Source organism: Maricaulis sp. (assembly GCF_034670125.1).
GTDB lineage: Bacteria > Pseudomonadota > Alphaproteobacteria > Caulobacterales > Maricaulaceae > Maricaulis.
Genome location: NZ_JAXMOC010000001.1, coordinates 538,206 through 561,471 on the forward strand (window position 1 = coordinate 538,206; position 23,266 = coordinate 561,471).

Here is a 23,266-nt window from a genome sequence, read left to right on the forward strand (position 1 = left end):
TAAGCGGAAGCTTGTTCCAGAACACGGGGAGAAACATCGTGGTCGATCATTCAGATTTGCGTCTCTATCACGCACCGCGCACCCGCTCGATCCGGGTGCGGTGGTTGCTGGAGGAAATGGGTCTGCCTTACACCCTGGAAAACGTGGCGTTTGCCCAACGGCCAGCTGGTGACGAGGCCTATGCCGACGTGCACCCCCTGCGCAAAGTACCGGCATTGGCGGACAAGGGTCGCGTCATGTTCGAGTCGGTTGCCATCCTGCAATACGTAATGGGTCGGTATGGACCGACGGATCTCGACGTCAGGCCGGACGAGGCGGATTACGATCTTTTCCTGCAATGGCTGCATTTCGGGGAAAGCGGGATGATCATGCCGGTCACCCTTCTGTTGGCGCACACGGTCCTGCTGCCCGAAAAGGCGCGCAATGCGGCAATCGCCAAGTCGGCCAAGGCGGACACCGTCAAAGTGCTCGACCTGTTGGCCAACCATGGTCTGAAGGATCGGGACTATCTGGCCGGTGGTCGGTTCACCGCGGCCGATATCTCGGTTGGATACATGTTGTTCCTGCTCAAGATCATCAAACAGTTCGACGATGCGCCCGAGCCTGTGAAAGCCTATTTTTCGCGATTGACGGCTCGGCCCGGGTGGGTTGCTGCCAGCGCGGCTGAGGCGGTCCCGGCCTAATTGCGGGCGTCAGTGAGGTCAGCCGAGAACGCGTTGGTCAAGGCGCTCGCGGACGTCCGCCCGATACCGGTCCGAGACCGGCAACCGGGCACCATTGGTCAGTTCGACCATGCGAAAACTCTCGCCGCGGGAGCGGGCGACACGGACGCATGACGGATTGACCAAGTGGGAGCGGTGTATGCGGACAAAGCCGGCCCCGGACAAGGCGGTCACGAGTTGGGCCATGGTGGTCCGGTGCAGGACATCCCGATCGTTGAGGTGGAGGGCGATGTAATTGCCCTGGGCCGTGGCGCCCAGGATTTCGGCGACAGGAACATAGTCCACGCGGCCGCTGGATTTCACCGCCAGGGACCCCTTTTGAGGTGTCTGGGCGGTTTGTGGATCCGGGGGAGGCCGCATCTGGCGGCCGACCAGGAAGGCCATGGCGAACAGGACCACGTCCCAGAGGAAGTCCCGGACCCCGAAACTGCTCAGGGTCTGGAGCGGCGTTCTGTCAGTGCCGATTGAAAATGCGATCGCGGCGTAGGCCAGAATGGCGACCATGCTGGTGATGCCGGCCAGAACAGCCGAGCCCGCGCTCTCGCGCAGATTGGAATGGCTGTCGCGGGCGCCGAGTTTGAAGACGATCGGAAACAGGATCAGCCAGGGCAGGAGACCGCGCGCCCAGGCCAGCAGGTAAAGCGTGTAGTCGGCCTGAGGGTCCTGGCGCACCGCGTCGAGCCAGGCGGCGGTCGTGAATATGAGGAGGCAGGCCAGCCACGTCGTTGACGTGATGGCGAGGAAAGGTGCACGGAGCGGGAAGCCGCTGCGTCGGACGTCGCGTATTTCGTCTGCGAAAGCCAAAGTCAAATCCCGCTGTAGGCCGTCCCGGTGTCGAAGCGTCAGGCGGTCAGTCTCGCAGGCTGGGCCTGTTCAGCAAGGGGCCAGCGTCTGACAATTGCGCGAGATGGTGCGGGCCTGTGATCGGGCCAGGCATGACGTTTCAGTCTTGTCGGCGGATACCCCTGCCCACCAGCCGGGGATGCCGCTATGTTGTCGGGTGAACGGGCCTGTCAGGGTGACAGGCCGCAACCCTGTGCAAGCGAGGCCGGTATGAAGGTCAAGATCGATATTGATTGTACGCCTGAAGAAGCGCGGCACTTCCTGGGCCTTCCGGACGTGTCGCGGATCAATGATGCGATGGTCGATGAAGTGGTCAAGCGGACCGAAGCCAATCTGGACTCCATGGAGCCAGAGGCCCTGATGCGCCAATGGTCGGCGGTTGGTGGTCAAATGACCAATCAATTCATGGAGATGATGCGTCAGGCCGGGGGCGTGAGCGGGACCGGTAAGGACAAGTAGTATCGTGAATACAACGGTTTATGCTCTCGCAACGCCAGCCGGGCGCTCGGGAGTGGCGGTTATCCGGCTGTCGGGTCCGGACTCCGGCGGGATTCTGGACGCCTTGGCGGGGCGGCCCCGTCCGGTACCGCGGCAGGCGGCCCTTCGGGCTTTGCGCGACAGTCATGGCTCGGTCATGGATCGGGGCCTTGTGCTGTGGTTTCCCGGACCTGGGAGTTTTACCGGTGAAGATTGTGCCGAGTTTCAGGTTCATGGCGGCCCTGCGGTCATTGATGCTGTTCTCGCCGCTCTGGATGAAGCGGGGGCCCGCCCGGCTGAGGCCGGGGAGTTCACCCGCCGCGCTTTTGAAAACGAGAAGATAGACCTGACCGAGGCCGAGGGCCTGGCCGATCTGATCGATGCCGAGACCGAGGGTCAGCGGGTCCAGGCGCTGGCACAAATGTCGGGGTCGCTGCGTCGTCTCTATGATGGGTGGCGGGATGCGCTGATCACCGCGATGGCCTCGATCGAGGGCGAGATTGATTTTCCCGACGAGGCTGATGTACCGGACGCGCTGTCACATGCGGCCTATGACCCGCTGAGTGAACTCATCGCGTCCATGATCCGCCATCTCGATGACGGGCGGCGGGGCGAGCGGATCCGGACCGGATTCTCCATTGTCTTGATTGGAGCACCCAATGCCGGCAAGTCGAGTTTGCTGAATTGTCTGGCCAGGCGTGACGCCGCCATTGTTACGGACATTCCGGGTACCACCCGCGACATCGTCGAGGTGCAGTTGACCATGGGCGGCTTCCCGGTCGTGATCTCGGATACGGCCGGGTTGCGCGAAGCCGTCGATGCGATCGAGGCCGAGGGTGTGCGCCGGGCGCTCGATCGGGCCGAACACGCGGATCTGAGGATCGGGGTGGCGGATGCTCGTTCGACCGACGATTTGCGAGATCTGGAGGGCCGCCTGACCGATGGAGACCTGCTGGTCCTGAACAAGCTGGATCTTGGGGCAGCGGCGCAGCGTGACGGCGCCTATCGGCTCAGCGCCAAATCCGGTGATGGTGTCGAGGCGCTGGAGGCCCGGATCGAAGAGATTGTCCGGGATCGGTTGTCGGCCAGGGAAATGCCGGCCTTGAGCCGAGCCCGTCATCGGCGAGCGGTGGAGACGGCGCTGGAGGCACTGGCGCGCTGTCGCGATCAGCTGGCCGATGCGCCTGAACTGGCCGGCGAAGATGCACGGCTGGCAGTCCGGGCCTTGGAAAGTCTCACCGGTCGGGTGGATGTCGAGGACATTCTCGATCGGGTGTTTTCCCAATTCTGTATCGGGAAGTAACCCGGCATCAATCCTGGTCGCTGTTTCACGTGAAACATTCGTCGGACGATCTCGACTCAGATGGGTGAAGGCCCTATGTAGGCCGACTTCTTCTTGAGCCTGAACCGAACGGATCGATCCCCATGCAAACCTGGGACGTCATTGTCATTGGCGGTGGACATGCCGGCTGCGATGCCGCGGCCGCGTCGGCGCGGCTGGGTGCCCGGACCCTTTTGCTCACCCACAAGATCGAGACCATTGGTGAAATGTCCTGCAATCCGGCGATCGGGGGGCTCGGCAAGGGTCATCTGGTGCGTGAGATCGATGCGCTTGATGGATTGATGGGGCGGGTCGCGGATGCGTCCGGGATCCAGTTCCGTCTTTTGAACCGTTCCAAGGGTCCGGCGGTACGCGGGCCGCGGACCCAGTCAGATCGGGCGCTCTACCGGTCAGCGATGCAGGGCGAGCTCGCCGATCTGCCGGGGCTGGAGATCCGGGCGGCTGCGGTCGAGGACCTGATGTTCGATGGCGACCGCTGCGTCGGGGCTACCGATGCGGTCGGGAATGCCTATCATGCGGCTGCCGTCGTGCTGACGACCGGAACCTTTCTTCGAGGCCTGATCCACAAGGGTTCCGAGCGTATCCCCGCAGGGCGAGCCGGTGAAGCACCGTCCATTGGCCTGTCAGACACGCTGTACGGCATGGACCTGCAGATGGGTCGGCTCAAGACGGGGACCCCGGCCCGGCTTCTCCGGTCGTCGATTGACTGGGACAGTCTCGAGCAGCAGGCCGCCGACGATGTGCCCGTGCCCTTTTCTTTCCTGAGCGGCCGGATCGATGTGCCGCAGATCAGCTGTGCTGTGACCCGCACCACCGCGGAAACGCACAGGATCATCGCTGACAATCTCGGTCAGTCTGCGGTCTATTCCGGTGCGATTGCCGGTCGGGGTCCGCGGTATTGTCCGTCAATCGAGGACAAGGTTGTCCGGTTTGCAGACCGGTCGGCGCACCAGATCTTCCTGGAGCCGGAAGGATTGGAAGACGACACTGTCTATCCCAACGGGATTTCCACCTCGCTGCCGGACGCGGTCCAGCAGGCATTCCTGGAGACCATTCCGGGCTTGGAACAGGTCGCGGTCAAGCGGTACGGCTACGCCATCGAGTATGATTATGTTGATCCGCGCGAACTGGATACGACCCTGCAGCTTCGCAAACGGGCGGGACTGTGGCTGGCCGGTCAGATCAACGGAACAACCGGGTATGAGGAAGCGGCCGCGCAAGGGTTGATGGCCGGTGCCAATGCCGCGCTTTCGGCGACGGGGCGCGAGCCATTCGTGTTGGGGCGATCGGATGCCTATATCGGTGTGATGATCGACGATCTGATCACGCGCGGCGTCAGCGAGCCCTATCGGATGTTCACGTCGCGGGCTGAGTATCGGCTGACCTTGCGCGCCGATAACGCGGATCAGAGGCTGACGCCGAAAGCCCTGGAGCTGGGGCTCGCCGGACGCGAACGCCGCAAAGCATTTGACAGCAAGATGGACGAGCTGTCCGCAGCTCGGGCCCTGTCGGAGCGCCTATCGCTGACGCCAAATGAAGCGCGGGACAGGGGTTTGTCCGTCAATGCTGATGGCAAGCGTCGGACCGTCAGCGAATTGCTGGCCTATCCCGATGTGAACTGGAATCGCCTGTGCGCGATCTGGCCGGAGTTGGCATCGGTGTCGGCTGGTGTCGCCGAGCAGATCGAGATTGACGCGCTGTATGCGGGCTATATCGACCGGCAACAGGCCGATATCCTCGCCTTCCGCCGTGACGAAGCCGTTCGGCTTCCTCGGGGGCTCGACTATGGCGGAATCGGCGGGCTCAGCAATGAGGCGCGCGAAAAGCTGGAGCGGGCCCGGCCGGAAACGCTGGGGCAGGCGGCCCGGATCGAGGGCGTCACCCCCGGGGCACTGACGGCCGTCCTCGCCCACGTCAAACGGCGTTCGCAGGAGGCGGGCTAAATGGATCGTGAAGCGTTTGGCCGTGACACCGGTGTTTCACGTGAAACACTCGACGGGTTCGAGACCTGGCGCAGGCTATTGGTCGAGACCAATGCTCACACCAATCTGGTAGGGCGATCCACGCTCGACCAATTCTGGGCCCGGCACGCCATGGACAGCTTCCAGCTGCTTGACCATGTCGGGCCTGATGTCAGCAAGGTCGCGGACCTGGGAGCGGGCGCCGGCTTTCCCGGTATCGCCCTGGCCCTCGGATTTCGTGACCGTGGGCAGGCTGCGCATGTGACCCTGGTCGACTCGGTCGGGAAGAAGGTCGCCTTTCTTCGCAAGACGATCGCGACTTTGGGTCTGGATGCGGACGCCCGATCGGTACGCGTCGAGACACTGGACCCTGGCGAAGGCTTTGACCTGGTCACCGCCCGGGCTTTCGCGCCGTTGAATAAATTATTGGGGTATGTCTCACCCTTGTTGAAAAACAGGGCTCAAGGGCTTTTTTTCAAAGGCCAAAACTATCGCGATGAATTGACCGAGGCCCGTAAACACTGGACATTCGATTGTGAAGTCATACCCAGTCGTACCAGTGATGGGGTGATCCTGCGCATTCATGAGGTAGATCGTGCCAACTGACGTCCAGCGTTCCAAGGCGCCCCGGGTAATCGCCGTCGCCAACCAGAAGGGCGGTGTGGGCAAAACCACCACCGCCATCAATCTCGGCACGGCGCTCGCGGCCATCAAGCAAAAGGTCGCGATCATCGACCTTGACCCGCAAGGTAATGCCTCCACGGGCCTGGGCGTGCCTCCTGCCAAGCGCACCCTGACATCCTATGATGTGCTGGTTGGCGGGGATTCCCTCAAGTCTGCCATGGCCCCAACGGTGGTCCCTGGATTGAGTATCGTGCCATCGGACGAGCTTTTGTCAGGAGCCGAGCTCGAACTGGCCGATGACCAGCGTCGCTCCTATCGGCTTAAACGCGCGATCGATCAAAGCATGCAAGCTCTGGGGCCGGATGCTGCCGCGCTTGATTACATCCTGATTGACTGTCCGCCATCCCTGAACGTCCTGACAGTGAACTCGCTCACTGCCGCCGACTCGATCCTCGTTCCGCTGCAATGTGAGTTCTTCGCCCTGGAAGGGCTGTCCCAACTGCTCAAGACGGTCGAGCGTGTCCGGGGTCACCTGAATTCGCGTCTGGATATCCAGGGCGTTGTCCTGACCATGTATGACAGCCGCAACAACCTGTCGGCCGAAGTGGCGGCCGATGTGCGCGAGCATTTCGGCGACAAGGTCTACAAGACGGTCATTCCGCGCAATGTTCGGGTGTCGGAGGCGCCGTCAGTCGGCAAGCCGGTTCTCCTTTACGACCTGCATTGCTCCGGATCGCAGGCCTATATCAGCCTGGCCAAGGAAATCGTCCAGCAGGAACGCAAACGTCGTCGTGAAACACAGGGTGAAATGGCATGAGCGCCAGCGAAAAGAACAAGCGCCTTGGTCGTGGCCTCTCGGCTCTCCTGGGTGAGACCGATACGGGCGGCTATAGCGCGCCCGAAGCTGATGCGCCGCCGTCTTCAGTCCCATCGCGCGATGGCGTCCGGATGATCCCGATCGAACTGATCGCACCGAATCCGGATCAGCCTCGCAAGACGATTACCGAGCCCGAGCTCAATGCGCTGGCGGAATCCATCGCCGACAAGGGGATTGTCCAGCCGATCCTGGTGCGTCCTGTCGATGGCGGTGATCGCTTCCAGATCGTTGCTGGGGAACGTCGCTGGCGTGCGGCGCAGAGGGCGCGACTGCATGAAGTACCCGCCCTGGTGCGGGAACTCACCGATCGGGAAACGCTGGAAATCGGCATCGTCGAGAATGTTCAGCGTGCTGACCTTAACCCGGTCGAAGAAGCGCAGGCCTACCGCCAGTTGATCGATCGTTTCGGGCACACCCAGGAAGATGTCGCCCATGCGGTGTCCAAGAGCCGCAGTCATGTTGCCAACATGATGCGGCTGCTGTCCCTCCCGGATCCGGTTCTTGCCCATCTGGCAAGCGGACAGATTTCGGCCGGCCATGCGCGTGCGATCGCCAATGCGCCTGACCCGGAAGCGCTGTGCGAGCGTATCATCGCAAGTGGATTGTCAGTTCGCGATGCCGAGAAGCTGGCGCGGGACTCACACAGTCCCCGTGCCCCGGAGACCAAGGCGGGTGACCGCGGACCGGTCTCCAAGGATGCGGACACCCGGGCGCTGGAAGCCGATATCACGGCGCGTCTCGGTCTCGCTGTCGAGATCAAACATGGCGCCAAGGGCGGCGAACTGCGCGTGCAATACAGGACGCTCGAGCAACTTGATGATGTCTGTCGACGGCTCAGTGCCGATGGCGGACGCTGATCAGCGGTCCATCTGCGCGGCGCCACGAGCGAGCCGCAACAGCAGATCACCCACCAACGCTTCTGCCGGCGCGCCTGAGGATTTGACGGCGCGCTCAGCGTCGAAGGCGAGCTGGCGGGCATGGTCCAACCTGCGACCACGCCATAGCGATAATTGCCGCCTGAAGGTATCGGCTTGCGGGCCGTATCGGGGCGCGCCGCTTCGAGCCATCGCCCCGTCATTCCCGCCAGCGGCATGGACCGCACCGAGTTGATCAAGTCGCCGTTGCAGGGCCCGCAATATTCCAACGGCTGATCCGCCCGCCGTAATCGACCGGTGATAGGCACTGTCAGCCTTGGTCAGCAATCCGAGCAGGGCTGGAGCGAGAACTGCATCGAGTTGTGCCTCTCCCTGGCCGGCGGCAATCGCCTCAACGTCCTCACGCGTGACCGTGTTGTCATCTTCGGCGCGCTGAAATCGGAGCCCTTTATAGAGGATCAGTTTTTCGATCTCGCCGCGAGCAAGGGCGCGGTCACCCTCCAGTCGGGGCAGCCAGGCCGCGCGCGCTTCGCGTGCAAGCTCAAGACCTTCTACTTTCAGCATGCTTTCACACAGCGATTCGAGTGACTGCGAACTGTCAGCATAACATGCTATAGTAATTGCTTTTTTTGCCGGTTCGAAGGTCTTTCGAAGCTTCCCTCGCGGCGCTAGATCTCCGGATTCGACCACCAGCACAGCTTCGGCCGTCTGAGAGCCACTCTCCAGACCCTCAATCATGTCGATGACCGGCCCGCTTCCGCTCTCACCGGTCAGCCTGACCCGGACAAGCCGCTTTCCTCCCGTCAGTGACATCGCGGCCATGGCGTCAGCGAGACCGGCCGGGTCCGCCTTCAGATCGTCCTCGGTCAATTGGGTCAGAGCGAAGGGGTCGTCCGGATCTTCCAGGATCGACCGGACCAGTGTCTGGGCGCGTTCATGGGTCAACCCGCGGTCCGGGCCGTAGATCAGGTAGGCGCGAATGGACGGGTCGGGATTTTGTACCCGGGCGTCGGCTTCGCGTGCGGAGGCCTTCACTGGGTGTCGGCGTCCCGAAGCGCTCGCACGAGCTGGTTGGCGATCCGTTCAGCTGCGAGCTGGGCCGCGCGCTCGGTCGCGTCACGCTCGGCGGCGACCGAGGCATAGACCGATTGCGGGACGTTGTAGGACGCTTCAGTGCGTACGGTTCCGGCGACGACCGGAACAACATCACCGTCGCGGAACAGGCCATACTCGACGGACAGTCCGATTGCATAGCGCGACACCGCGGCATCAGTCCCTACTCCGAGCGCGGACCGGCTGGTAGTGCTTTCGGTCCGCAGCGTCAGGGGACCAGACGCATGGCGCGCACCCATCCGGTCGAGCAGGGCTTCCTGCAGGTGGAAATCAACCTGTTCGCGACCGGTCTCAATCTGGATGTCGGCCAAGGCGCTGTTGACACCCGCCCCGCCATACATCGGCGAAAAGCCGCAGGCTGACAGGCTCAATCCCGCCGAAACGACGAGACCGACAAGAAGTGCACGGCGGCTGGAACGCATGATTTTATCCTGCGACGATATTCACGATACGATCAGGTACCACGATAACCTTGCGAACGGTAAGCCCCTCGAGGGCGCGCTGGACGGTTTGGTCGGCCATCACCATGTCCTGGACCACATCCTGCGCAGCCCCTTTTGGTGCCGTGATCTCGGTACGACGTTTGCCATTGACCTGGACCGGCAGGGTAACGCTGTCTTCGACCAGCAAACCGGTGTCGACCTCGGGCCAGGCCGCATCGATCACCAGCCCCTCGCCTCCAAGTCGTTCCCAGCTCTCCTCGGCCAGGTGCGGCACGAAGGGCGCGATGATCCGGACCAGAATGCCCAACGCTTCAGCCTTGGCGGCAATACCGGTTTGGTCGGCCGGCTCGAACTTGCGAAGCACATTGACCAGGTCATGGACCTGGGCCACAGCGGAGTTGAACCGGAAACCCTCGATCGCATCGGTGACCGCGTGCAGCGTCTTGTGCGCAGCACGACGGATATCGAGCGCCGGTCCGGTCGCGTCGCTGGCAACAGTGAGCGGGCCGGGTGCTGTATCGGGCAGGGATGTCACGGTCGTCCAAAGCCGCTGAACAAAGCGCCAGACACCTTCGACACCGCTATCGGTATACTCGACGTCCCGTTCCGGAGGGGAATCCGAAAGAACAAACCAACGCACGGCGTCAGCGCCATAACTCTCGATAAAGGCGTCCAGGTCGACCACATTCTTTTTTGACTTGGACATCTTCTCGATGGCGCCGACAGAGACCGGTTTGCCCGTCGCCAGCTCCACGGCGCGCTCCTTGCGGAGGTCCACTTCCTCGGGCGACAGCCATTTGCCTTCTGCCGACTTGTAGGTTTCGTGCGTCACCATGCCTTGGGTGAACAGGCCGGCAAACGGTTCTCCGGACTTCATGTTCATCAGTCCGGCATCATTCAGGGCGCGGGTAAAGAAGCGGGCGTAGAGCAGATGCAGGATTGCATGCTCGATACCGCCGACATACTGGTCAACCGGCATCCAGTGCTCGGCATCACTGGCGAGGAAGGGTGTGTCCTCGGCCCAGGGCGATGTGAAGCGCAGGAAATACCACGACGAGCAGACAAAGGTGTCCAGCGTGTCGGTCTCCCGGCGGGCCGCTTTGCCGCAGGACGGACAGTCGGCATTCTTCCAGGTGGGATGGCGTTCAAGCGGATTGCTCGGGTGATCGAAGGTGACATCCTCCGGCAACACCACAGGTAACTGGTCCTCGGGAACCGGGACGACGCCGCAATCGGCACAGTGGATGACCGGAATCGGGCAACCCCAGTAGCGTTGACGCGAAACCAGCCAGTCCCGCAGACGATAGCTTGTCGCGCCCTTGCCGAGCCCAAGGCTTTCCAGCTCGGTGATCGCGCGCTCCAGCGCGTCCACTGTCGAAAGCCCGTCAAGGAAACGGGAGTTATAGATGGTTCCCGGCCCGGTATAGGCCTCATCCTCGATCACATGCGTGTCGGCACTCGCCTCCGGCGGCAGGACGACCGGCTGGACGGCGAGGTCGTATTTGCGGGCAAAGTCGAGATCGCGCTGGTCGCCGGCCGGTGAGCCGAAAATCGCGCCGGTGCCATAGCCGGACAGAACGAAGTTGGCCGACCAGACAGGCAATTCCCAATTCTTGTCGAACGGGTGGCGGACGGTAATGCCGAGGTCCACACCGCGCTTGGGGGCTTTCTCGATTTCCTCCGCCGTCGTTCCCATTCGGGCGCATTCGCGCATGAAACGATCAATTTCCGGATCGTCCGCCGCGAGCGCCTTGACGATCGGATGGTCGGGTGCAAGTGCCAGGAAGCTGGCGCCGAACAGCGTGTCGGGTCGTGTCGTGAAAACGTCGATCGTGGCACCGAACTGATCGGCCAAACCTGTGTCCGTGAGCGGAAAGGAGACTTCTGCGCCGCGCGAACGACCGATCCAGTTGGACTGCATGGTCCGGACCTTGTCCGGCCAGCGGTCCAGCTCGTCGAGCGCGTCGGTCAATTCGTCGGCGTATTCGGTGATCTTGAAGAACCACTGATCCAGCTCGCGCTGCACGACCAGGGCACCGGAGCGCCAGCCGCGACCGTCGATCACCTGTTCATTGGCCAGCACGGTCTGGTCGACTGGATCCCAATTGACCTTCGCCGTCTTTCGGTGGAGCAGACCGCGCTCCATCAGCTTCAGGAAAATGGCTTGCTGGTGTCGGTAGTAGGACGGATCGCAGGTCGCGATCTCGCGGCTCCAGTCGAGCGCCAGCCCGAGCCGTTGCAGCTGGCCGCGCATGGCGTCGATATTGTCGTGGGTCCAGGCACCGGGATGCACGCCGCGATCCCGCGCAGCGTTCTCGGCCGGCAGGCCGAAGGCGTCCCATCCCATCGGGTGCAGAACGTCGAATCCGCGCGCCCGTTTATAGCGGGCCACCACGTCGCCCATCGTGTAATTGCGCGAATGGCCGACATGGATCCGCCCGGACGGGTAGGGAAACATCTCGAGGACATAGTATTTCGGTTTGTCGTTCGACGCGCTGGGGCCAATGGCCTTGAACGCATCACAGGCGTCCCAGGCCGATTGCCACTTGGGTTCGGCTTCGCGAGGATTGTATCGTGTCATGTCTGGCCCGCGGCCGCGCCGCGCCCCCGGTATGCGATCAGCCTGTGCAGCCGGTCTAGTTGTCCAGTTGCGAGATACGCAGCTGGCGTGCACGGGTCAGGATCGCGTTCTCGATGTCGTACGCCGTCTGGGCGCCGGTTTCGGCATCAATCCACTCGCCACTCTCGCTCCGCACCTGGCGGAAGACGCTGACAGCGAGCGCATCGGCCCGCAGTCGCGTATCAAGAATGTAGACCGTCAACTTGAAGCGTTCGGTGGCCATTTGTGGATTGGCATACCAATCGGTGACGATGACCCCGCCAAACGGATCAAGCTCGGCCAGGGGCATGAAGCTGATCGTATCCAGGCTGGCGCGCCACAGATAACCGTTCACGCCGATGCCTTCCGGCTCGACCACACGATTGCTGGCGAGCGGGTTGGGAAGGGAAGGCAGGCGGAATCCGGACGATTCCGATGATGATTCCGCCGCTTCGGCATTGCGCGAGGCGCAGGCCGGAAGTGCAAGAATGGCGGCAGAAAGGATCAATCCAAGAATCCGACGGTCCGACATGTGCCGTGACTCCTTCGAAACAAGACGGCGAAAACGCACGAGAAACTGCAGGACGCGAATGCGCCTCAGATTTAGAGTGGTTTGTATAACACGCGAATCCGTGCGCGCCAGCGATGAAAGGCACCCATCCAGGAGTGGCAAACCTGCAACATGTTTGCGTGAACACGCATCCAACCCGATCCGGACGCTTGACCGGAGGGCCGTGCTCACCTCCTGTAAGGCGCGACGTCCGGGGGGACGGGGCCGATCGGCGGGACCGCGAGCGATGAAACGGACTACAAGCGCGATACTTTTCGCGGCTCTGTCCGGAACACTTGCGGGCCCGCCGGCATCGGCACAAGACACTGATTTTCCTGAACATGATCCGTTCTCCGTTGACGATGTCAGCGCCGTCAGCTGGCGCGCTGATATCGGGCTGGTCCTGCTGGCCGGCGACACGCCAGACGGCGGTGTTGAAGGGCTCGCGGATATCGAGCTGGGTCTGGATTTCGAAACCTTCACTGACACCGGGCGCCGCTGGGGCCTTGTGCTGACGGGGCACGCGGAGCGCGACCTGACATCCGATACCCATGGCGGCCGGGTGGGGGACTGCCCGCCGGGCATTGCCGATTGTGCCACCGCAGGCACCAGCGCCTCGCCACTGACCCCGATCGCTCCCGGCAGCGGGCTTTTCAGCGCCGGTACCGGTTCCGGCGACCGGGTCAGGGCGATGATTGCCGACGCCTATGTTTATGCGGATACCGGTTGGGGCGAGTTGCGCTTGGGCTATGGGCAGGGTGCGGCCCGGCTGGACCCGGTTGGCGGCCCGGCCGCGGCCCGGCTCGTGCGCGCTGATGGCGGCCACCTGCCGGGCGGCGGCCTGTCGGCGATCCGCACCGAATCCCCTTACTCCGGTCATGATCCCAAACTGGTCTTCCGCTCGATAGCGCTCGGTCAGGAAGTGTCGGTCGGCACGCTCCGCGCTGCGATATCCTTTGCGCCGGAGGTCCGACAGTGCGGCATTGACTATTGTCCCCGGCGGACCGGTCATTCCGGCCAGTCGGGCGCTATCAACAAGGATGTCGTCGAGCTGTCGCTGACCTACAATGTCCGTCGTGGCGATCAGGAGTGGGGGTTGAGCCTTGCGGCAAGCGAGGCCGGCCGTGTCGACGGCGCGGTCGGTTTCCAGCCTGTTTCCAGCCTCGATGCGGGCCTTTCCTGGCGCTGGAATGACTGGTTGGCGGGCGGTCGTTGGCACCGCAGCAATAATGGTGTGACGGGGAACGGGGCCCTGGAAAACTGGTCAGCGTCCATCGGTGTGGAACAGGGCGACTGGCTTACGGCGGTTGAATTTTCCGCCCTCAGCGATGACTACGTCCACGCCGACGCCCAGACCTGGCAGGTCGCAACCTCGCGATTGGTCGGAGAGGCCGGTCTGGTCGCCGTCGGCCTGCGGGCGTCAACCACGCGCGAGCCGGTGATCCAGGTGTCGGGCCGGACCCGGCAAACCGGACGGTCAACAATCGCTTTTGTCGAGCTTGGCTGGCGATATTGACAATTCCGCCACAGGACTCGGACTTCTTTCATTATTTGCGCAGAATCTGTTGGGTCGGTAGGCAGCGCTGCGCTACTAATAGAGGGCGTGAGGGAGTAGTACGATGATCCGGCGGCAGAAACCGTTTGAAATCATTGGAAAAAAGTTGACCGTGGCAGGCGCTGCCGCGGCCGTCCTTCTTTGCGCGCCCGGCGCAATGGCCCAGGATGTGAGTGCGGAAACCGAGGTTGCCGCGCCGTGGTACGAGGCTTTCACCCTGTCGATGGCCGAGGCGCCGACGCCGGAGCTCGATGAGGGCACCACCTACGATCTCGAACTGGGCGAGCACTGGGGTGTGACACTCGGGTATCAGGATCGCAGTGACTCCCGTGCCAATGACGATCTCTCGGCCGGCGCCTTTGTGACCTTCGGGGATCGCATCCGTTTGGGTGGTCAGGTCCGCTTTGCGTCGCCGGATGACAGCTTCTTCGTGCGCAACATCGATGACGAAGAGCGGCAGCCGGAAATCAAGTTTGAGTCGGCCCTGCGCTTCTGATTGCGCTGACGACTGCCACCCCCGAAATTCCAAGTCCGCTGAGTCTGAGCGCATTCATGTGGTTGATGCCGCCGAGTGCATAGACCGGCAAAGCCGTGCGTCGGACCCAGGCGGAAAGCGCCATCGGTCCCATGGCACGGCGCGCTGTTGGACTTTGACTGGCAAAGACCGTTGAGACCAGCACTGCATCGAGGCCGGCCCGGTCTGCTCGAGACAGCGTGGACGGCGCATGCGCAGCCGCTGAGAACAGCAAGCGGCAGCCGCGCGCCCGAGCACGCCCGGCCTCGCCTATCATTCGTTCGGGCCAGTGCACGCCGGCCGCGCCGCTGCCCATTGCCAGGTCCAGGTCGGACGACACCAGGACCGTAACACCCCGTTCACGGGCGATGGCCACGGCGGCACAGGCGATGGCCTGTCGGTCATGATGTCCGAAATGCCGGTAGACCAGACCGGAACCGGGCGGCAAGGCCCCTGCCAGTGCAACCGGGTCCGGCAGCCGTTTCGGGTCGGTGAGGACCAGGAGTGGCGGCAGGGCACACGGCAGGTCGCCGCGTACTGACAGGGCAGCGCTTGCCAAGCGTGTGGCTGCGTCGTAGGGCGGTTTCATGACCGGAATTCTCGACATGACGACACGTCGCAACGCGCTCCTTGCGGAAATGGCTGAGCTGGCCGTACAGGTGGGCCGGGAACCAGACTGCATCAAACTGGTCGCGGTTTCCAAACGCCAGCCCGAAGAGCGGTTGGAGTCTGCCTTGGCGGCCGGACACCGGGTGTTCGGTGAGAACCGGGTGCAGGAGGCGATGGCCCACTGGGCCGACCGCCGCACGATCTATCCCGACCTCGAATTGCGCCTCATCGGGCCCCTTCAATCCAACAAGGCCGCCGATGCGGTCGCCCTGTTTGACGTCATCGAAACGCTCGACCGGGTCAAGCTGGCTGCCGCGTTGCGAAAGGAAATGGACCGGCAGGGCCGTGCCCCCCGGCTGTATGTACAGGTGAATACGGGTGCTGAAGACCAGAAGGCCGGCATTTTGCCGACCGATTTGCCCGCTTTCCTGAAACGGCTGGGCGACGATTACGGTTTCGCGATCTCGGGGCTGATGTGTATTCCGCCAATTGATCAGCCACCCGGGCTTCATTTTGCCTTGCTCGCCAAGCTGGCAGCCGAAAACGGCCTAGACCACCTGTCGATGGGGATGAGTGCCGATTATCCCGCGGCGATCGCGCTTGGCGCGACGTCAGTGCGGATCGGCACCGGACTGTTTGGCACCCGGACCGAATAGGGCCGCGTGGTTCCGGGTTTGCGACGTCCAAGAGGCAAGCGCCTAGCTGATGGTGATCCAGTCCCCGGGCCCGGAAGCCGCCAGCAAGGCTCGGACATGGTCCGGGTCGAGCGCAATACACCCTTCCGTCGGCTCATAATTTCCCCGTTTGCAATGCAGGAAGATGGCTGAACCGGCACCCCTGGCCGGCGGGTCGTCATTGTGCCCGAGCACGAGGATGATGTCGTACAATCCGTCTTCGCGCCACAGGGCCTCGTGAGAGGCCGGGTAGGGACGACGGACAGGCCGGTTATAGGCCGGGTCACCGGGGGCATCACACCAGCCGTCATCGGGCTGCAGAGGCCGACAGGGAAGGGCGGTTGCCGGCGCGTCCACGCGGTCGGCCCGGTACAGGACCCGACGCAACGGGTAGCGACCCAAGGGCGTGGCGCCATCGCCTTCACGCTTGTCTGACGCCTTCGTGACTCCCGCACGCCCCAGCGCTGCGGGTACGGTGCCGCCATCCGGCTTGGAAGATAATGTGATGTGGCCGTTCCGGCTGACTTGCCAATCCATGGGAAACCCGTTGCCGGAGAAGCGGTGGTCGGCGAGGGACATCCGGAACGACACTGTTCGGATGTCCGCTTCGCCTCCCCCACCACGGAGGTTTGTCCGGGCATCCGGACCTGCCATTAACCAAGCAATTTCGGGACCAGACCTTACGTCAAGCCAGGCTGGGCAAATTTGACCAAACCTGCAATTCCTGCCGGGCAGAATATGCCGCCCGGCAGGAATTGCCTTGTGAAACGAAATGGGCACAATCAACGCATGAACGCGCAAAAAACCATTCTGATCGTCGATGACGATGAAGATCTCCGTGAAGCCTTGGTCGAACAGTTCGCCCTGCATGAGGAATTTCGCACCCTGTCGGCTGACACGGCCGGTGCTGGCATGGGGATCGCCCGCAATGAGCGAGCCGACCTGATCCTTCTGGATGTCGAACTTCCCGACATGGATGGCCGTGAGGCCTGCCGGCTGATGCGCAAGAACGGCATCACGGCACCGGTGGTGATGCTGACCGGTCAGGACACCGATGCCGACCAGATCCTGGGTCTTGAGTCCGGCGCCAATGACTACGTCACCAAGCCGTTCAAATTCTCGGTTCTACTGGCCCGGGTCCGCGCCCATCTACGCAGTCACGAGCAAAGCGAGGATGCAGTCTTCCAGGTCGGACCCTACGAGTTCCGGCCGTCCATGAAGCTTTTGCTGACCTCGGACGAGAAGAAAATCCGCCTGACCGAGAAAGAGACCAACATCCTCAAATACCTCTACCGAGCCGGCGGCAAGCCGGTCCCGCGCGACGAGTTGTTGCACGAGGTATGGGGATATAATCCGGCCGTGACGACCCACACACTGGAAACCCACATCTATCGGCTCCGCCAGAAAATCGAACCCGATCCAGCGCATGCACGACTGCTGGTGACCGAAAGCGGTGGCTACCGGCTACAGAGCTAGCTGCCCAGGGTCAGCACGACCGGTGCGTGATCCGACGGTTTTTCGCGGCTGCGTTCGTCTTCCCAGATGCGGAACGCGTCGCGCCCGCCAGCCAGAGCGCGGTCGCGCGCGGCCGGTGATGCCCAGATGTGGTCGAGCCGGCGACCGCGATTGGCGGCCCGCCAGTCCTTCGCCCGGTAGCTCCACCAGGTGTAGATCTTCTCGTCCATGGGAATGAGCTCGCGCGCCACGTCCGAGAACTGCCCGGCCTGGCGGATACGCTCCAGCGCTTGCACCTCGACGGGCGTATGGGAGACCACTTTGAGCAATTGCTTGTGTGACCAGACATCGTGCTCATAGGGCGCAATGTTGAAATCGCCGACCAGCACCAGCGGTGCATTTTCATTGGCGCGTCCGGCGAAATAGCGTTCGATTCGCTCCAGGAACTCCAGCTTGTGGGCAAAGCGCGGATTGATGGCCGGGTCCGGCTCGTCGCCGCCGGCAGGAATGTAGAAATTGTGCAGTTCGATGCCCTCGACGCCGACCCGTTGATGCCGGGCCTCGCCGCGCGGGCAGAGATCGACATCGCCCAGATCCTCAAGCGGGTATTTCGATGCAATCGCGACCCCGTGCATGCCTTTCTGGCCGCGCACGTGGAAATGCCGGAATCCCATCTCCCGGAACGCGTCTTCGGGAAACTGTTCTGCCAGGCACTTGATTTCTTGCAGGCACAGCACATCCGGATCCGCCTCCCGAACCCAGTCAGAAATGAGCGGGACGGCGCGCAGGCGCACGGAATTGATGTTCCAGCTGGCAAGGGTCAGGGTCATGGCACGGTCTCGTCTGTGTGCAGGATCAAAGGATATTGTAGGTCGAGCCGGCGATGCCGACCGGCCAGCGACCGCGCGCAAACAGGCGCCAGCGGGCCAGGAACGGGTGTGGCGGCTGATCGTCTTCGGCTTCGGCCAGCACAACCAGGGCCGCCCCATTGGCCGCCTGGGCGAGGGCCCCGGCGGCGGCATTGACCAGCGCCATGTCCTCGACATCATCCATCGCCGCAGCGTCTTCGATGATATCGCGGGCGCTGTCGCCGGTTTTCTGAGCGACCATCGACAACGCCGCATGTACGGCTTCCTCGTCGAGACGCTCCAGCACCCGTGAGACCAGACCGGTGCGCAGCATCTCTTCGGCCTCCCAGCTGACCGGATCGCGATCCAGCGTTTCCGCTGCGCCGGCGGCTTCTTCCCAGTCGGTGAGGAGGCCTGGCTCGGCATCAGGAAAACCAAGTCCGTCCAGATAGGCGCGGGCCAGGTATTTCTCGCGATCATCCAGGGGCTCGCCCAGGCGGGCAAACCAGGAGTTGGAGTTCAGGCTCTCGGCGAAGGCCTTGGCCTTGTAGAGGAGCGGAATTTCTTCGAGCAGGCGCGGAATGTCAGCGTCGTCGGGATCATCATGGAACTGCATGGGGCGTATTTAACCCTCAATCCGTCGCCGTGACAGGGGTGCAGGTGCGACAAACGGGGGATAGCGCGGAAGAAGAGGTCCCAAAATGAAATGCGCCCGGTCTCGAGGGGGAGGAGACCGGGCGCAAAGCCATGCGCTTGTCTGTGTGAGCGCAGCGCCGGGAGGGGATCGATCCGGCGCGACTGAGATGAGGATCCGCAAGCGGGGGGACGACGCCGATCCATTGCCTCTCAGTCAGCGTAACAATAACGCCACAGCGTCCGGACTTTTACAAATAAAAAATGAGAAAGAAATTGCGTGTGTCCAAAAAGCCGCAATCACTTAGCGGCCACGTCTCGAATCACGCCGGGTTTCAGGTTCGGGAATTACAAATATCCGCGGATTGAGGCGCACGTCGGACTGCACATCGGTCAGGCTGACCCGTGTGATCTCGCCCAGCGCATCGGTGACAAACCATTCGCGTAGCGCGTGATCCGCGTCCGAAAAAACGAACATGATCTCGCCCTCCATCTCGTCGGACGGGTCGCGCAATGTCAGATACAAAAAACCGAACTCGCGTTCCAGCGACACGATCGCCGCATCCTCCGCGATGTCGATTTCAGGCTTCAACAACCACCAGAGCGGCGTCGACCGCAGGGGAATCCGGTCGACGGTCTCAAGGGCCCTGTCCTCCACGGCGACTGTGGTCCCGTCGGCGATGATCCGCAGCGGGTTGGGCGCGTCATAATCCAGCCGCAGGCGGCCGGGGCGGGACAGGGCAAGATTGCCTTCGGCCGACGAACCGTCCGGTGCGATCTGGATGAAGCGTGAGCGCAGGGTCTCGATTGAATTGAGCGCCGCATTGATCCCGGCCAGGGCAGCCTCACGGTCCAGCGGCGCCGGCTCGGGCGCCTGCTGAATGGCTGCGGAATCCTGGACAGCTTCGTCGGGAAGCGGCGCCGGGTCGGTCGCCTGCAAAAGGGCGAGAGTGGCAAGCAGTGTGATCATGGCGCCAAGCTGTACCCGGATTGCGGCGTGAGCAAGACCCTGATGTTCATGATCCGCTCACGCGCGAGGTTTCCGGCTGGGCGGGTCGGGCTATCGGGTCGGGTAGTGAATCTCGTAGGCGGAGAGCATCGAGCTCGACCAGTGCGGCGCGAAGATGAAGCGTCCGTCCGGCGTACCGCCAATCGAGTTGAGCATGACCTCCTCATCCTCATATCCGTCAAGCACCGTCAGGCCGCTGGCCTCGGACCAGTGCAGAAGGCGACCTCGCAAGTCGCTCAACACCAGTCCGCCGCGACCGTCGGTGACCACACCATCAAGCGATCCCTCGCCTTCCAGCAGTACGGTCGTCGCCAGCGTGTCGGGTTGGACGCGGATCAGATTGCCGACGCCACTGGAGCAAACGACATAGATCCAGCCATCGACAAACTCGATGCCATTGGCACCGGTAAAGGGCGCGCCCACGAACAAGACGCGCCAGGATCCTTCCACAAGACCGAACACCCGGCCGCCTCGCGTATCGGTAACCCAGATCCGCCCGTCCGGGTCGATCGCGATATCATTGAGGAAGATGTTGTCGACCTCCAGCGTCCAGCGATCAAGCTCCTCGCCGCTGTTGGTATCGAGTGCGATCACGTGCCGACCGGCATCGACCAGGTAGAGGCGGCCGTCCTGGGAAACGATGCCGAGCGGGTCGTCAAATCCGTCAGCCCAGCGGGCCTGCCACTGGCCGGAAACCAGATTGAGGCGAGACACATAGCCCTGTCCGGGCGGGTCAGTTTCCTCCCCCGCACCGGACTGGTTGCCGATATAGGCCCAATCGCTGCCGACGGGCACATGAACGGCCTCCGGCCGGTCGACAGTCTCACTTCGCCACAGGGCTTCCGCCCGGGGCACAGATTGCCCATGAGCCGACGGCCCCAGCAGCGCCAGGCCAGCGGCCATCCAGATGAATTTCATGTTGTGTCCCTCGGTCGTCACGCTCCCCCAAGCCGGATGACCTTCGCAGCGCGTGGGCTGGCCGGCCATTCACGTTGGGGTGAGGTGCCTGTCGTCGGGAGCCGGCTCAGGCGCCTTCATTCTCGGGCAGATAGATCTCGCGTCGGCCGGCATGGTCTGCCGGACCGATCATGCCTTCTTCTTCCATCTGCTCGATCAGCGTCGCCGCACGATTATAGCCAATCTGCAGGCGGCGCTGGATGTAGGAGGTCGATGCCTTGCGATCGCGGGCGACCAGCGCCACCGCCTGGTCAAACAGACTGTCGCCACTGTCTCCCAGGTCCATGCCGGACTGGCCGTCCTCGTCGTCATCGCCGCCGGCGGTGACCGCATCAAGATATTCGGGCGCGCCCTGCTTTTTGAGGAAGGCCGCGACGTCCTCGACTTCCTTGTCCGATACGAAGGGGCCGTGCAGCCGCCGAACCCGGCCGCCCGAGGCCATGTAGAGCAGGTCACCCATGCCAAGAAGCTGCTCAGCGCCCTGCTCGCCCAGAATGGTGCGACTGTCGATCTTGGAGGTCACGGAGTAGGAGATCCGGGTCGGGAAATTGGCCTTGATCGTGCCTGTGATCACATCGACGGAGGGACGCTGGGTGGCCGTCACAAGGTGGATGCCGGCGGCCCGGGCCATCTGCGCCAGACGCTGGACGGCGCCCTCGATTTCCTTGCCGGCGACCATCATCAGGTCGGCCATCTCGTCGATCACCACGACGATATAGGGCATCTTTTCAGCCGCGATGGTCTCGGTCTCGAAAACCGGTTCGCCGCTTTCCTTGTCATAGCCGGTCTGGACCGTGCGCGAGAGCGGCTCGCCGGTCTCCAGCGCCTCGGCGACGCGCTCGTTGAAGCCGGCGACATTGCGGACCCCGACCTTGGACATGCGCAGATAGCGGCTCTCCATCTCCCGCACCGCCCATTTCAATGCCACGACGGCCTTCTTGGGGTCGGTGACAACGGGAGAGAGAAGGTGCGGGATGCCGTCATAGACTGACAGTTCCAGCATTTTGGGGTCGATCATGATCATCCGGCAGTCTTCCGGCGGAAGCCGGTAGAGCAGGGACAGGATCATGGCGTTGATACCGACCGACTTGCCCGAGCCGGTCGTACCGGCAATCAGCAGGTGCGGCATGCGTGTCAGGTCAGCGACAAAGGGTTCCCCACCAATCGTCTCGCCCAGCGCAAAGGGCAGTTCCGCCTTGGCGTCCTCGAAGGCCTTTGAATTGAAGAGCGCCCGCAGAAAGACGGTTTCCCGCTTCGGATTGGGCAGTTCGATACCGATCGCATTCCGTCCGGGAACAACCGCCACACGGGCTGCCATCGTACTCATTGACCGGGCGATATCGTCAGCGAGGTTGATGACCCGCGACGATTTCACCCCCGGGGCCGGTTCGAACTCATACAGTGTCACAACCGGCCCTGGCCGGACCTGGACGATCTCGCCCTTGACCCCGAAGTCCGACAATACGCCCTGCAACAGCTCGGCATTCTGTCTCAGGGCCATCTCGTCGATGGCGTCATTGCGAACCGACGGCTTGGCCAGCAGGTCGAGGCGGGGCAGCTTGAATCCGGCATTGCGGGCGAAGGGCAACGCGCCTTGCGCCTCGCGGCTATCACGATCGGAAGCCTTTGACTTGCGAGACGGCGCAACCTTCACGGCGGGATTGTAGTTTGGCGCGCCGGGCTCGTCGTTTCGGGCCGTCGCGGCCGCGGCCGGTGCGGAATCCGCCGCTCGCATGGCCCGCTTCAGGACCGGTTCATTGCGGGGTTCATTGTCAGATTCATCGGCAAACGCGGCTTCGGCATCATCCGGCCAGCGGCCCGCCAGGCGTTCGCGCAGGCGATCAAACCAGACCCGTAGCGTCGCCCAGGCCAGCCCGCCGACATCCACGGCTGCAGTCAGGTCGCGGGCGCGCAGTCCGAAAGTGAAAAAGATCCCGGCAATTGACAGCAGCAGCGCGAAGCCAGCCGCCAGTACAGTCGCGCCGGGCAGTTCAAACTGCAGTGGCAAGGACGCAAGCATTCCCAGAAACGCATCACCGATCACGCCACCGAGGCCCGGTGCCAGGGGCCAGGCTTGCGGAACCGGCAGCGAGGCCACTGCGGCCGCGAATCCAGCCGTTCCCAACGCCGCGAAAAACCAGCGGAAAATGGCGATGGATCCCGAACGCTGCTGCGGTGTCCGCCAGATCAGGATGCCGCCCCAAATGACCAGTGCGATTGCCGGGCCACCGGCCGCCCAACCCAGGGCTTGCAACAGAGCGTCGCTGGCGGTAGCGCCCGGCCGCCCCATCCAATTGCCGATCTGCCCGTCCGAGGCGACATTCCAGCTCGGGTCGAGGACATTGTGTGACAACAGGGACGCCATCAGGAACGCCCCTGTCACCAGCATGACGGTGCCGAACAGGAGGTCGGTCAGCCGCAAGCGCCAGGGCGGTGTCGCCTTGGCGGCTGATTTGGGCGTCTTGGCTTTGCGGGTCGAAGGTTTGCGGCTCATGCCTACTTCCTAACGCTGCAAGTCTTCCCGGTCGGTAAACAAAGGTTAACAGCACTGCGACGCTCTGGCCGCTTTTCAGCGCGTCCAAACCG

At 63.0% G+C, this 23,266-nt stretch carries 23 protein-coding genes; 11 read left to right on the plus strand and 12 right to left on the minus strand.

Annotation, left to right across the window (positions count from 1 at the left end; genetic code table 11):
- Positions 1-38 precede the first annotated feature (38 nt).
- The gene (locus tag VOI18_RS02295) at positions 39-683 is read left to right on the plus strand and encodes a glutathione S-transferase family protein (RefSeq protein WP_323760788.1); all 645 of its coding nucleotides are present in this window, start codon (positions 39-41) and stop codon (positions 681-683) included.
- An 18-nt stretch (positions 684-701) separates the two neighbouring features.
- Here VOI18_RS02295 and VOI18_RS02300 read toward each other — a convergent pair whose 3' ends face one another.
- The gene (locus VOI18_RS02300; RefSeq protein WP_323760789.1) at positions 702-1,526 is read right to left on the minus strand and encodes a LytTR family DNA-binding domain-containing protein; all 825 of its coding nucleotides are present in this window, start codon (positions 1,524-1,526) and stop codon (positions 702-704) included.
- Positions 1,527-1,775: 249 nt separating this feature from the next.
- Between VOI18_RS02300 and VOI18_RS02305 the strand changes: the two genes are divergently transcribed.
- The 6 genes from VOI18_RS02305 to VOI18_RS02330 all read left to right on the plus strand — a co-directional run bounded on the left by VOI18_RS02305 (position 1,776) and on the right by VOI18_RS02330 (position 7,703).
- Positions 1,776-2,024 (plus strand): DUF6489 family protein, encoded by a 249-nt coding sequence (locus VOI18_RS02305; protein ID WP_323760790.1) that lies wholly within the window; start codon positions 1,776-1,778, stop codon positions 2,022-2,024.
- Positions 2,025-2,028: 4 nt separating this feature from the next.
- Entirely contained in the window at positions 2,029-3,345 is a 1,317-nt protein-coding gene (mnmE, locus tag VOI18_RS02310) for a tRNA uridine-5-carboxymethylaminomethyl(34) synthesis GTPase MnmE (RefSeq protein WP_323760791.1), read from the plus strand.
- 122 nt (positions 3,346-3,467) lie between these two features.
- Entirely contained in the window at positions 3,468-5,327 is a 1,860-nt protein-coding gene (gene mnmG, locus VOI18_RS02315) for a tRNA uridine-5-carboxymethylaminomethyl(34) synthesis enzyme MnmG (protein ID WP_323760792.1), read from the plus strand.
- Positions 5,328-5,951: a 16S rRNA (guanine(527)-N(7))-methyltransferase RsmG gene (rsmG, locus tag VOI18_RS02320; protein ID WP_323760793.1), complete on the plus strand. Its 624-nt coding sequence runs from the start codon at positions 5,328-5,330 to the stop codon at positions 5,949-5,951. It begins immediately after the preceding gene.
- Positions 5,941-6,786 carry a ParA family protein gene (locus VOI18_RS02325; protein WP_323760794.1) on the plus strand — a complete coding sequence of 282 codons (846 nt, stop codon included), beginning with the start codon at positions 5,941-5,943 and terminating at the stop codon, positions 6,784-6,786. Before rsmG ends, VOI18_RS02325 begins: the two co-directional genes overlap by 11 nt.
- Positions 6,783-7,703 (plus strand): ParB/RepB/Spo0J family partition protein, encoded by a 921-nt coding sequence (locus VOI18_RS02330; RefSeq protein ID WP_323760795.1) that lies wholly within the window; start codon positions 6,783-6,785, stop codon positions 7,701-7,703. Before VOI18_RS02325 ends, VOI18_RS02330 begins: the two co-directional genes overlap by 4 nt.
- Here the strand turns inward: VOI18_RS02330 and holA are convergent, their stop codons facing one another.
- From holA to VOI18_RS02350, 4 genes are read right to left on the minus strand one after another with little or no spacing between them, the layout of a single operon-like run.
- Positions 7,704-8,756, minus strand: coding sequence for a DNA polymerase III subunit delta (holA, locus tag VOI18_RS02335; RefSeq protein ID WP_323760796.1), 1,053 nt, complete (start codon positions 8,754-8,756; stop codon positions 7,704-7,706).
- Complete coding sequence (gene lptE / locus VOI18_RS02340) at positions 8,753-9,256, minus strand: LPS assembly lipoprotein LptE (RefSeq protein WP_323760797.1); 504 nt, start codon at positions 9,254-9,256, stop codon at positions 8,753-8,755. Before lptE ends, holA begins: the two co-directional genes overlap by 4 nt.
- A gap of 4 nt (positions 9,257-9,260) precedes the next feature.
- The gene (gene leuS / locus VOI18_RS02345) at positions 9,261-11,858 is read right to left on the minus strand and encodes a leucine--tRNA ligase (protein ID WP_323760798.1); all 2,598 of its coding nucleotides are present in this window, start codon (positions 11,856-11,858) and stop codon (positions 9,261-9,263) included.
- Between the two features lie 55 nt (positions 11,859-11,913).
- Complete coding sequence (locus tag VOI18_RS02350) at positions 11,914-12,408, minus strand: DUF3576 domain-containing protein (RefSeq protein WP_323760799.1); 495 nt, start codon at positions 12,406-12,408, stop codon at positions 11,914-11,916.
- A 265-nt stretch (positions 12,409-12,673) separates the two neighbouring features.
- Between VOI18_RS02350 and VOI18_RS02355 the strand changes: the two genes are divergently transcribed.
- On the plus strand, positions 12,674-13,942 hold the full coding sequence (locus VOI18_RS02355; protein ID WP_323760800.1) for a hypothetical protein: 1,269 nt from the start codon (positions 12,674-12,676) through the stop codon (positions 13,940-13,942).
- Between the two features lie 151 nt (positions 13,943-14,093).
- The gene (locus VOI18_RS02360) at positions 14,094-14,477 is read left to right on the plus strand and encodes an NtrZ family periplasmic regulatory protein (protein WP_323760801.1); all 384 of its coding nucleotides are present in this window, start codon (positions 14,094-14,096) and stop codon (positions 14,475-14,477) included.
- On the opposite strand, the gene VOI18_RS02365 is transcribed toward VOI18_RS02360, so the two are convergent.
- Positions 14,449-15,084 (minus strand): thiamine phosphate synthase, encoded by a 636-nt coding sequence (locus VOI18_RS02365; RefSeq protein WP_323760802.1) that lies wholly within the window; start codon positions 15,082-15,084, stop codon positions 14,449-14,451. The genes VOI18_RS02360 and VOI18_RS02365 overlap by 29 nt on opposite strands.
- Here VOI18_RS02365 and VOI18_RS02370 point away from each other — a divergent pair.
- Positions 15,083-15,760 (plus strand): YggS family pyridoxal phosphate-dependent enzyme, encoded by a 678-nt coding sequence (locus VOI18_RS02370; RefSeq protein ID WP_323760803.1) that lies wholly within the window; start codon positions 15,083-15,085, stop codon positions 15,758-15,760. The genes VOI18_RS02365 and VOI18_RS02370 overlap by 2 nt on opposite strands.
- A 42-nt stretch (positions 15,761-15,802) precedes the next feature.
- Here VOI18_RS02370 and VOI18_RS02375 read toward each other — a convergent pair whose 3' ends face one another.
- Positions 15,803-16,315, minus strand: a complete 513-nt coding sequence (locus tag VOI18_RS02375) for a L,D-transpeptidase family protein (RefSeq protein ID WP_323760804.1) — start codon at positions 16,313-16,315, stop codon at positions 15,803-15,805.
- A 252-nt stretch (positions 16,316-16,567) separates the two neighbouring features.
- Between VOI18_RS02375 and VOI18_RS02380 the strand changes: the two genes are divergently transcribed.
- On the plus strand, positions 16,568-17,254 hold the full coding sequence (locus tag VOI18_RS02380; RefSeq protein ID WP_323760805.1) for a response regulator transcription factor: 687 nt from the start codon (positions 16,568-16,570) through the stop codon (positions 17,252-17,254).
- On the opposite strand, the gene xth is transcribed toward VOI18_RS02380, so the two are convergent.
- From xth to VOI18_RS02405, 5 genes are all read right to left on the minus strand, one after another.
- Positions 17,251-18,063 carry an exodeoxyribonuclease III gene (gene xth, locus VOI18_RS02385; RefSeq protein WP_323760806.1) on the minus strand — a complete coding sequence of 271 codons (813 nt, stop codon included), beginning with the start codon at positions 18,061-18,063 and terminating at the stop codon, positions 17,251-17,253. The genes VOI18_RS02380 and xth overlap by 4 nt on opposite strands.
- A gap of 25 nt (positions 18,064-18,088) precedes the next feature.
- Positions 18,089-18,697 carry a hypothetical protein gene (locus VOI18_RS02390; RefSeq protein WP_323760807.1) on the minus strand — a complete coding sequence of 203 codons (609 nt, stop codon included), beginning with the start codon at positions 18,695-18,697 and terminating at the stop codon, positions 18,089-18,091.
- A 321-nt stretch (positions 18,698-19,018) separates the two neighbouring features.
- Positions 19,019-19,684 (minus strand): outer membrane lipoprotein carrier protein LolA, encoded by a 666-nt coding sequence (locus VOI18_RS02395; RefSeq protein WP_323760808.1) that lies wholly within the window; start codon positions 19,682-19,684, stop codon positions 19,019-19,021.
- A 90-nt stretch (positions 19,685-19,774) separates the two neighbouring features.
- Entirely contained in the window at positions 19,775-20,641 is an 867-nt protein-coding gene (locus tag VOI18_RS02400; protein ID WP_323760809.1) for a hypothetical protein, read from the minus strand.
- A gap of 106 nt (positions 20,642-20,747) precedes the next feature.
- Entirely contained in the window at positions 20,748-23,174 is a 2,427-nt protein-coding gene (locus VOI18_RS02405) for a DNA translocase FtsK (RefSeq protein ID WP_323760810.1), read from the minus strand.
- Between the last annotated feature and the right edge of the window lie 92 nt (positions 23,175-23,266).